The 1754-nt window shown below is 47.5% G+C and carries 4 protein-coding genes and 3 tRNA genes; all 7 read right to left on the reverse strand.

Annotated elements, in window-relative coordinates; translation table 11 throughout:
* The coding region (locus tag ACY69O_RS08945; protein WP_462333122.1) for an uL11 family ribosomal protein at window positions 1–168 on the reverse strand (168 nt) is incomplete at its 3' end.
* A 27-nt stretch (window positions 169–195) separates the two neighbouring features.
* On the reverse strand, window positions 196–729 hold the full coding sequence (nusG, locus tag ACY69O_RS08950) for a transcription termination/antitermination protein NusG (protein WP_462333123.1): 534 nt from the start codon (window positions 727–729) through the stop codon (window positions 196–198).
* Between the two features lie 36 nt (window positions 730–765).
* Window positions 766–987, reverse strand: a complete 222-nt coding sequence (gene secE / locus ACY69O_RS08955) for a preprotein translocase subunit SecE (protein ID WP_462333121.1) — start codon at window positions 985–987, stop codon at window positions 766–768.
* 43 nt (window positions 988–1030) lie between these two features.
* Window positions 1031–1180 (reverse strand): 50S ribosomal protein L33, encoded by a 150-nt coding sequence (rpmG, locus tag ACY69O_RS08960; protein WP_006192858.1) that lies wholly within the window; start codon window positions 1178–1180, stop codon window positions 1031–1033.
* 237 nt (window positions 1181–1417) lie between these two features.
* Window positions 1418–1494: transfer RNA gene (locus ACY69O_RS08965), tRNA-Met, on the reverse strand.
* Window positions 1495–1507: 13 nt separating this feature from the next.
* Window positions 1508–1583 (reverse strand) — tRNA-Thr (locus ACY69O_RS08970).
* A gap of 12 nt (window positions 1584–1595) precedes the next feature.
* Window positions 1596–1671: transfer RNA gene (locus tag ACY69O_RS08975), tRNA-Met, on the reverse strand.
* Between the last annotated feature and the right edge of the window lie 83 nt (window positions 1672–1754).

Here is a 1754-nt window from a genome sequence, read left to right on the forward strand (position 1 = left end):
AACCGGAATGATGAGGCCAGCCTGTTTTGCTGTTCTTTCGTTGAACTCCTTAACAAATGCCATGATATTGACACCTGCCTGACCCAGTGCCGGGCCAACCGGAGGAGCCGGAGTAGCTTTGCCTGCGAGAACCTGTAATTTTACAAGTTTAGCAACTTTCTTTGCCATGTACTTTTACACCTCCTTAATAGGAACTCAAATCTTTTCTACCTGATCAAAATCCAATTCAACAACAGTCTCACGACCGAACATATCGACAAGAGCTTTAAGCTTGCCCTTTGCCTGATCGACTTCAGTAACTGTCGCAGGGAAATTTTCAAATGCTCCCGAATGAATGTGGACTGCCTGTCCCGGTTCTACATCAAGTACCGGGCGCAGTTCTTCGCTGCCTGATGCTGTACGAAGAATACGCTTGACTTCTGAATCCGTCAATGGAATCGGCTTTGTACCTGAACCAACAAACCCGGTCACACCCGGCGTATTCCGAACCACATACCAGGAGCGGTCATTTACGATCATCTCCACAAGAGCATATCCCGGGAAAACTTTCTTCTTCATGACCTTTTTGCGGCCATCACGTACTTCAACGTCGTCCTCCATCGGAACAACTACGTTGAAAATCTCGTCTTCCATACCCATGGACTGCACTTTGCGTTCCAAATTCGTCTTAACTTTATTCTCGTAACCGGAATATGTATGAATTACATACCACTTTTTCTCTGATTCCATCACAAGGGATGCGCTGCATCCCCCACCTCCAGTCGTTTATCGTAGAAGAAGCTGAAAAAGCCGCGCAAAGACTGTGTCGCACACCCAAATGAGCGTGCAAACAATCACAACCGCAACTCCGACAACCCCCGTGTTCACCAAAAGCTCACGTCTTGACGACCATGAAACTTTCTTCATCTCAGCGATGACTTCCTCACAAAACCGCTTCGGATTGAACCCAGATTCTGACTGTACAGCTGATGCTTTTTCATCTGCCAAACTCAATTCACATCCTCACAATCCTGCACCCTCAAAAAGCGTCTTACTTCGTCTCTTTATGCGGCGTATGCTTTTTGCAGAATTTGCAGTATTTGTTGAATTCCAAACGATCCGGGTCGTTCTTCTTGTTCTTATTGGTCTGATAATTGCGGTTTTTGCAAACCGTGCAGGCCAAAGTAACTGCGTTACGCATCCTATGCACTCCTTTACTTCATTGCGAATAAGCCGCCTGGAAAGCACCGGAGCGCTGACTGTCCGCTTATTCTTACGCACAAAATAATAGTAAACCCTCGAAACGTCACTAATATAATTTATCATACTTGTCCATTTGTGTCAACAACAACGCAGGGGATTTTTTCCCGTTTTACACCGCTGCCGCACGGACGTATCGAGCAAAACAAAAGCCCCAGAAACTGGGGCGCATTTTCAATGGTGGCGGAAGGGAGATTCGAACTCTCGACACTGCGGGTATGAACCGCATGCTCTAGCCAACTGAGCTATTCCGCCATGTTAAATTATATGGAGCTGATGACCGGGATTGAACCGGTGACCTTATCCTTACCAAGGATACGCTCTGCCGACTGAGCTACATCAGCACGCTGAGCATTTGGTTGCGGGAATAGGACTTGAACCTATGACCTTCGGGTTATGAGCCCGACGAGCTACCGACTGCTCCATCCCGCGATAAAAAATGGTGGGCAGGGATGGATTCGAACCATCGTAGCCTACGGCGACGGATTTACAGTCCGTTCCCTTTAACCACTCGG

This window comes from Schwartzia sp. (in: firmicutes) (assembly GCF_978017985.1).